Raw genomic sequence first — 7626 nt, 5'->3', positions numbered from 1 at the left:
CCGTTGGCCCTTGACTGTTGGTTAAACATGGAGAGATCGGGATGGTTTTCTCGTCCAATGTGTTCCTGTTCCTGTTCTTGCCGATCTTCCTCGGCTTGTACTACCTGAGCGGGCAACGCTATCGCAATCTGCTGCTGCTGGTTGCCAGTTATGTGTTCTACGCCTGGTGGCGAGTGGACTTCCTGGCGCTGTTCGCCGCCGTGACGCTGTGGAACTACTGGATCGGCCTCAAGGTCGGTGCGGCAGGCGTGCGCACCAAGCCCGCCCAGCGCTGGCTGCTGCTGGGCGTGGCGGTCGATCTGTGCATCCTCGGCTACTTCAAGTACGCCAACTTCGGTGTCGACAGCATCAACCTGATGATGAAGTCGGCGGGCCTGGAACCCTTCATCCTCACCCACGTGCTGTTGCCGATCGGGATCTCGTTCTACATCTTCGAGTCCATCAGCTACATCATCGACGTGTACCGCGGCGACACCCCGGCCACCCGCAACCTGATCGACTTTGCGGCGTTCGTGGCGATCTTCCCGCATCTGATTGCCGGCCCGGTGTTGCGCTTTCGCGACCTGGCCGACCAGTTCAACAACCGCACCCACACCCTCGATAAATTCTCCGAGGGCTGCACGCGGTTCATGCAGGGTTTCATCAAGAAGGTGTTTATCGCCGACACCCTGGCGGTGGTCGCCGATCATTGCTTCGCCCTGCAAAACCCTACGACGGGTGACGCCTGGCTCGGCGCACTGGCGTACACCGCGCAGCTGTACTTCGACTTCTCCGGCTACAGCGACATGGCCATCGGCCTGGGCTTGATGATGGGTTTTCGCTTCATGGAAAACTTCAAGCAGCCGTACATCAGCCAGTCGATCACCGAGTTCTGGCGGCGCTGGCATATCAGCCTGTCCACCTGGCTGCGTGACTACCTGTACATCACCCTGGGCGGCAACCGTAAAGGCACGCTGACCACCTACCGCAACCTGTTCCTGACCATGCTCCTCGGTGGCCTGTGGCACGGTGCGAACATCACCTACATCGTGTGGGGCGCCTGGCACGGCATGTGGCTGGCGATTGAAAAAGCCATCGGCCTCAACACCGCACCGCGCAGTTTCAACGTTGTGCGCTGGGCCTTCACCTTCCTGCTGGTGGTGATGGGCTGGGTGATCTTCCGCTCGGAAAACCTGCACGTCGCCGGCCGTATGTACGGCGCGATGTTCAGCTTCGGCGAGTGGTCGCTGTCGGAACTCAACCGCGCCAGCCTCACCGGCCTGCAAGTGGCAACCCTGGTGGTGGCGTACGCAACCCTGGCGTTCTTCGGCCTGCGGGACTTCTACAGCAACCGCCCACCGGAAAAAACCAAGCCTGCGGTGAACACCCAGGCCGATGGCCCGGCGACTGCGCAACCGGGCTTGATCAAGGCCGTACCGGGCGACAACCCGGGCAGCATCCATGAGCCCGGCTACACCGTGGGCACCGAGGCCACCGTGCAACCGGCCTACTGGAGCGCCACCTGGCCACGCTACGCCATGCGCGCCGCAGTACTGCTGCTGTTCGTGGCGTCGATTCTCAAACTTTCGGCGCAGAGCTTCTCGCCGTTCCTTTACTTCCAGTTCTGAGGGAGCCGACCATGACCCGTTCATTACGCGTCCTCTACATCGCCTTGTTCCTCGCCGTGCTGCTGGCGTTGGGCGCCTGGTCGATGCGCAGTTTCCTGGGCTTCAGCACCAACGCCGACGCCACCGTGCTCAACGGCCGCTGGACCAAGGCCGTCGAGACCCACTACGACGACCAGTTCCCGATCAAGCGCCTGGGCACCAACCTCTGGGCAGCGCTGGACTACAAGCTGTTCAACGAAGGCCGCCCTGGCGTGGTGATTGGCCGCGACCACTGGTTGTACAGCGACGAGGAATTCAACCCGATCGTCAACGAAGACCAGAACCTGCAAGGTAACTACGCCTTGGTGGAAGGCGTGCGCCAGAAGCTCAAGGCCCAGGGTATCCAACTGGTGATGGCGATCGTGCCAGCCAAGGTGCGGCTGTACCCGGAACACCTGGGTGAAGTGCAGCCGGCGAGCATCCGCGCCGGTCTGTACCAGGACTTCCATGCCCGCATGGCCGCCGACAAGATCGTCGCCCCTGACCTGATGGGTCCGCTGCAACAGGCCAAGCTGCACGGCCAACAAGTGTTCCTGCGCACCGACACCCACTGGACCCCGGACGGCGCTGAAGTGGCGGCCAAAGAATTGGCCAAGACAATTGCCAACAAAACGCCCCTGAGCGGCGAGCCTCAACGCTTTGTCACCGAAGCCGAGAAGACCGAGCCACACAAGGGCGACCTGCGCCTGTTCCTGCCACTGGACCCGCTGTTCGAAAACCTGATGCCGCCCAAGGAGCCACTGCAAAAACGCGTGACGCACCTGGCTGAAACCAAAGGCGACGATGCGCTGTTCACCGACAGTGAAACCCCGGTGGCCCTGGTGGGCACCAGTTACAGCGCCAACCCGAACTGGAACTTTGTCGGCGCGCTGAAGCAAGCCCTGGGCAGCGACGTCATCAACTACTCCGAAGACGGCCACGGCCCGATCCTGCCGATGCTCAGCTACCTGAAAAGCGACGACTTCAAGAACAGCCCGCCACAGGTGCTGATCTGGGAGTTTCCCGAACGTTATCTGCCTGTGAACAACGAAATCGGCGATGCCGACCCGCAGTGGGTTGCGCAGCTCAAACAAGCCGGTATGCGCCAACAGAACATGGCTATCAACACCCCCACCGTTAAAAACATGAACTCCGAGACGCCCGACCGGGCGCAAAACTGAAAGAGAGGTAACTCACATGACTTTCACTACTAACCTCGCAAAAACTTTTGCCCTCGTCGCCGGCATGAGCGTTGTTTCGATGTCCGCCTTCGCCGGTGGCGACGCCGCCCTCTACGGTCCCGTCGCGCCAAAAGGCTCGAGCTTTGTGCGGGTGTACAACGCCAGCAACCAGGAAGTCAGCGCCACCGTCGGCAGCACCAACCTCAACGAGGTTGCACCGCTGGCCAGCAGTGACTTCAGCTTCATGCCGGGCGGTGACTACAGCGCCAAGGTCGGCAGCCAGACCCTGCCGGTCAAGCTCGCCGCCGACCACTACTACACCCTGGTCAGCAGCGGCAGCGGCCAACCGCAACTGATCGAAGAACCGCCGTTCAAGAACAAGCAGAAATCCCTGGTGCGCGTGCAGAACCTCAGTGACAAGTCGCTGACCCTGAAAACCGCCGATGGCAAGACCGACGTGGTCCAGGCCGTGGCCGCCAAGGGCCGTGGCGAGCGCGAGATCAACCCGGTGAAGGTCAGCCTGGCGCTGTATGAAGGCGATAAAAAAGTCGGCGACGTGAAGCCGGTAGCTCTGGAACGCGGTGAGGCCGCAGTGCTGTACGTCACCGGCACCGGCGCCAACCTGTCGCCAGTGTGGGTGAAACGCCCTGTGTCGACCCGCTGATTAGATTTTCAGATTGACGCTGCCCCTTGTGGGAGCTGGCTTGCCTGCGATGCGGACAACTCGGTGTATCAGGTACACCGAGGTGATGCCATCGCGGGCAAGCCCGGCTCCCACAGGCTCTAACCAAATTTGATTCAAGGAGAAACACCATGATCCCAGTAATCCTTTCCGGTGGTAGCGGCTCACGTCTTTGGCCGCTTTCGCGTAAACAGTTTCCCAAGCAGTTCCTGGCCCTGACCGGCGAGCACACCTTGTTCCAGCAAACCCTGGAGCGCCTGGTGTTCGACGGCATGGACGCGCCCATCGTGGTGTGCAACAAGGACCACCGCTTTATCGTCAACGAGCAACTGGCTGCCCGCAAACTGGAAACCCAGCGCATCCTGATGGAGCCGTTCGGCCGCAATACCGCGCCGGCCGTGGCCCTGACGGCGATGATGCTGGTCAACGAAGGCCGCGACGAGCTGATGCTGGTGCTGCCCGCCGACCATGTGCTGGATGACCAGAAAGCCCTGCAACGCGCCCTGGCCCTGGCCACTGTGGCGGCTGAGCGTGGCGAAATGGTGCTGTTCGGTGTGCCGGCCACCCGTCCGGAGACCGGCTACGGCTATATCAAGTCGACCAACGATTCGCTGCTGCCCGAAGGCGTCAGCCGCGTGCAACAGTTCGTGGAAAAACCCGATGAAAAACGCGCCGGCGAATTCGTCAAGAGCGGTGGTTATTTCTGGAACAGCGGCATGTTCCTGTTCCGTGCCAGCCGCTTCCTCGAAGAGCTGAAAAAACACGATCCGGACATCTACGACACCTGCCTGCTGACCCTGGAACGCAGCAACCAAACCGCCGACACCATCGACATCGACGAATCCACCTTCGCCTGCTGCCCGGACAACTCCATCGACTACGCCGTGATGGAAAAAACCCAACTGGCCTGCGTGGTGCCGTTGACTGCCGGCTGGAGCGACGTGGGCTGCTGGGCATCGCTGTGGGACGTGAATGAAAAAGACGCCAACGGTAACGTCAGCAAGGGCGACGTGGTGATCCAGGACAGCAAGAACTGCATGATCCACGGCAACGGCAAGCTGGTGTCGGTGATTGGCCTGGAAAACATCGTGGTGGTGGAAACCAAGGACGCGATGATGATTGCCCACAAGGACAAGGTCCAGGGCGTCAAGCAGATGGTCAACACCCTCAACGAGCAGGGCCGCAGCGAAACCCAGAACCACTGCGAGGTGTACCGTCCATGGGGCTCGTACGACTCGGTGGATATGGGCGGGCGCTTCCAGGTCAAGCACATCTCGGTGAAACCGGGCGCGTGCCTGTCGTTGCAGATGCACCACCACCGCGCCGAACACTGGATCGTGGTCAGCGGCACCGCCGAAGTCACCTGTGACGAGAACGTGTTCCTGCTCACCGAAAACCAGTCCACCTACATCCCGATTGCCTCGGTGCACCGTTTGCGTAACCCGGGCAAGATTCCATTGGAGATTATCGAGGTGCAGTCCGGCAGCTACCTGGGTGAAGACGATATCGAACGCTTTGAAGATATCTACGGTCGATCCACGCCAATCGAGCGTGGCGTTTCGGTGAAAACCATCGCGCAGTAAACAGAGCAGCACAACAAGCCCCCGCCCCACCGACTGCGTCCCCTATCCGCAGCCGGTGGGCCGGGGGCTTTTTCTTTGGGGCCGGGGAACCCGAAGATGGTCAACTCCACCTACGCTTGGTTAGGATGCCCGTTCCGTTTTCGAGGTTGTTGCCATGTTCTTTGGTGTCTTGCTGATTATCACCTGGCTGATCCTCTTGCTGCGCTACCCCGCCAGGGCGTTGCCGGTTTCCCTCGCGGCCGCCGTCGGCCTGGGCCTGGTGGCGGTATGGGTGGTGTGGCTGGACAACCGCGAGGCCCAGCAATTGGCACGCCTGGAACTGCGTACCGTCTACGCGCCGAAAGAATGCCCCGCAGACCGCCCGCTCAAGCTCACCTTGAACAACGGCAACAACGTACCGCTGACCGAACTGCGTTGGCGCATCGCCGCGTATGCGCCGGGCGATACGGTCAACCTGGCAGACAACGTGTACGCTGCCCCGCGCTATCGCGGCCCCGGCGAACTGCAGGCCGGCGCCACCTGGGAAGACTGCCTGCCAGTGCCGCCGCTGCGCCCCGGCTACCGCCCGCAAACCCTGGAATTTCGTGCCGAGCATTTGCAAGGCAGCTTCTCTGACTGATAACGACAAAGGACTGATCCATGCCCAACGTACTGATCACCGGGTGCTCCAGTGGCATTGGCCGTGCCCTGGCGGACGCCTTCAAGCAAGCCGGCTTTGACGTGTGGGCCAGCGCCCGGCGCAGCGAGGATGTGGCGGCACTTGCCAGCGCCGGCTTTAACGCGGTGCAACTGGACGTCAACGACAGCGCTGCACTGGCGCAGTTGGCCGGGCAGGTCGGCGAGCTGGATGTGCTGATCAACAACGCCGGCTATGGCGCCATGGGTCCGTTGCTCGACGGCGGCACCCAGGCGATGCAGCAGCAATTCGAGACCAACGTATTCTCAGTGGTCGGCGTGACTCAGGCGCTGTTCCCGGCCCTGCGTCGCCGTAAAGGGTTGGTGGTGAATATCGGCAGCGTGTCCGGCGTGTTGGTCACACCGTTCGCCGGTGCGTATTGCGCCTCGAAAGCCGCAGTGCATGCCTTGAGTGATGCGTTGCGCATGGAGCTCGCACCGTTCGGCGTGCGGGTGATGGAAGTGCAGCCAGGCGCCATCGATACAAGTTTTGCAAAAAACGCCGGCACCCAGGCCGAACTGTTGATCAATGAAAAGTCGCCCTGGTGGCCACTGCGCGAAAGCATCCGCGCCCGGGCCAAGGCCTCCCAGGATCGGCCTACGCCCGCCAGCCAGTTTGCGGCAGACGTGCTCAAGGCCGTGCAACAGACCACGCCGCCGCGCCTGTTGCGCTCGGGTAATGGTTGCCGGGCACTGCCATTGATGGCGGCGTTGCTGCCCAAGGGTTTGCTGGAGACCGTCTTGAAAAAACGCTTTGGCCTGAGCGGCCAGCTCTAAGAGCCCCCGCCTCCCCGTGGCGAGGGAGCTTGCTCCCGCTGGGCTGCGCAGCAGCCCCAAAACCATCCGCCCAAGTTTCCTGAAAGAATGCGCTGACCTTTTCAGGGGTGCTTCGCCCCCCAGCGGGAGCAAGCTCCCTCGCCACACGGTTTCTCGGCTGATCAGCCTTTCATGAAATCAATGAAGGCCCGCACTTTCAGGGGCAAATGCCGGGTATCCGGGTACAACGCGTACACCCCCTGCGGCGCAAATCGATACCCCGGCAGCAACCGCACCAAACGCCCCGCATCCAGGTCTTCCTGCACCAGCCACAGGGGCAGGATCGCCACGCCATGCCCGCGCACGGCAAACGCCTGGAGAATGGCGGCACTGTCGGCAACCAGTGAAGCCTTGCCGGGGCCTGGACGGTACAGGTGCCCATGGCCGGCCGGGTCGAGCACCGTCAACTCCGTCAGCCGCCCGTGCCCCAGCTTGGGCAGTTGCTCCAGTTCTTCCAGCGTGGCGACCCCGGCAAACCCCGGTGCAGCCACGGCGAGGATTTCGTAGCTCGACAGCTGCACCGCCCGATGATTGGAGTCGAGCATCCGCCCCAATCGAATAGCCACATCGAAGCGCTCGGAGATCAGGTCGGCGTGGCTGGAGGAGGTGGATAACTGGATGTTCAATTCCGGGTGCAGGCCGCGAAAGGTTTCCACTGCCGGCACCACCACCGCCAATCCGTATTCGACGGTGGTGGTGATCCGCAATGTGCCCTTGAGCTGGCTGTGCTCCGAACGGGCCTCTTCCACCGCCAGGCGCGCTTCTTCCAGCATGCGCGTGCAGCGCAGGTAAAAGCGTTCGCCCGCATCGGTCAGTGCCAGTTGCCGAGTACTGCGGGTCAGCAGGGTCACGCCCAGCTCGGCTTCCAGGCGCTTGAGGTTGAAGCTCACCACCGCTCGCGTCTGCCCGAGGACATCAGCGGCTGCCGTCAACGATCCGGCCTCGACCACGGCCTTGAAGGTGTCGAAACGATCCAGGCTGACCATATGCCACGCGCTCCTTTGTCAAAATATTTTTGACAAACTAACAGTCAAACCGCTGTTTCCCAAGTGCCCGCACCCGCC

Annotated in this window: 7 protein-coding genes; 6 read left to right on the top strand and 1 reads right to left on the bottom strand. The window is 61.9% G+C overall.

What is annotated here, in order from left to right; all coding sequences use genetic code 11:
• Positions 1-41 precede the first annotated feature (41 nt).
• The 6 genes from HX869_RS19490 to HX869_RS19465 all read left to right on the top strand — a co-directional run bounded on the left by HX869_RS19490 (position 42) and on the right by HX869_RS19465 (position 6523).
• Positions 42-1607, top strand: a complete 1566-nt coding sequence (locus HX869_RS19490; RefSeq protein ID WP_008434176.1) for an MBOAT family protein — start codon at positions 42-44, stop codon at positions 1605-1607.
• A gap of 11 nt (positions 1608-1618) precedes the next feature.
• Positions 1619-2806, top strand: a complete 1188-nt coding sequence (locus HX869_RS19485) for an alginate O-acetyltransferase (RefSeq protein ID WP_102369877.1) — start codon at positions 1619-1621, stop codon at positions 2804-2806.
• A 16-nt stretch (positions 2807-2822) separates the two neighbouring features.
• Positions 2823-3470: an alginate O-acetyltransferase AlgF gene (locus HX869_RS19480; RefSeq protein WP_008434181.1), complete on the top strand. Its 648-nt coding sequence runs from the start codon at positions 2823-2825 to the stop codon at positions 3468-3470.
• Between the two features lie 149 nt (positions 3471-3619).
• A complete protein-coding gene (locus HX869_RS19475) occupies positions 3620-5071 on the top strand; it encodes a mannose-1-phosphate guanylyltransferase/mannose-6-phosphate isomerase (RefSeq protein ID WP_177049051.1) in 1452 nt (483 codons plus the stop codon).
• A 154-nt stretch (positions 5072-5225) separates the two neighbouring features.
• The gene (locus HX869_RS19470) at positions 5226-5690 is read left to right on the top strand and encodes a hypothetical protein (protein WP_003216273.1); all 465 of its coding nucleotides are present in this window, start codon (positions 5226-5228) and stop codon (positions 5688-5690) included.
• Positions 5691-5710: 20 nt separating this feature from the next.
• Positions 5711-6523, top strand: coding sequence for an SDR family oxidoreductase (locus HX869_RS19465; RefSeq protein WP_178903534.1), 813 nt, complete (start codon positions 5711-5713; stop codon positions 6521-6523).
• A gap of 161 nt (positions 6524-6684) precedes the next feature.
• On the opposite strand, the gene HX869_RS19460 is transcribed toward HX869_RS19465, so the two are convergent.
• The gene (locus tag HX869_RS19460; protein ID WP_134327299.1) at positions 6685-7548 is read right to left on the bottom strand and encodes a LysR family transcriptional regulator; all 864 of its coding nucleotides are present in this window, start codon (positions 7546-7548) and stop codon (positions 6685-6687) included.
• Between the last annotated feature and the right edge of the window lie 78 nt (positions 7549-7626).

The organism is Pseudomonas sp. P7779 (assembly GCF_013386315.1).
GTDB lineage: Bacteria > Pseudomonadota > Gammaproteobacteria > Pseudomonadales > Pseudomonadaceae > Aquipseudomonas.
This window is presented reverse-complemented; position numbering and strand designations above follow the sequence as displayed.

Excerpts from the sequence above, each read along its gene's own strand:
- HX869_RS19485 (WP_102369877.1), top strand. The coding sequence starts at position 1,619 with ATGACCCGTTCATTACGCGTCCTCTACATCGCCTTGTTCCTCGCCGTG.
- HX869_RS19460 (WP_134327299.1), bottom strand. The coding sequence starts at position 7,548 with ATGGTCAGCCTGGATCGTTTCGACACCTTCAAGGCCGTGGTCGAGGCC.
- HX869_RS19475 (WP_177049051.1), top strand. The coding sequence starts at position 3,620 with ATGATCCCAGTAATCCTTTCCGGTGGTAGCGGCTCACGTCTTTGGCCG.
- HX869_RS19465 (WP_178903534.1), top strand. The coding sequence starts at position 5,711 with ATGCCCAACGTACTGATCACCGGGTGCTCCAGTGGCATTGGCCGTGCC.
- HX869_RS19480 (WP_008434181.1), top strand. The coding sequence starts at position 2,823 with ATGACTTTCACTACTAACCTCGCAAAAACTTTTGCCCTCGTCGCCGGC.
- HX869_RS19470 (WP_003216273.1), top strand. The coding sequence starts at position 5,226 with ATGTTCTTTGGTGTCTTGCTGATTATCACCTGGCTGATCCTCTTGCTG.
- HX869_RS19490 (WP_008434176.1), top strand. The coding sequence starts at position 42 with ATGGTTTTCTCGTCCAATGTGTTCCTGTTCCTGTTCTTGCCGATCTTC.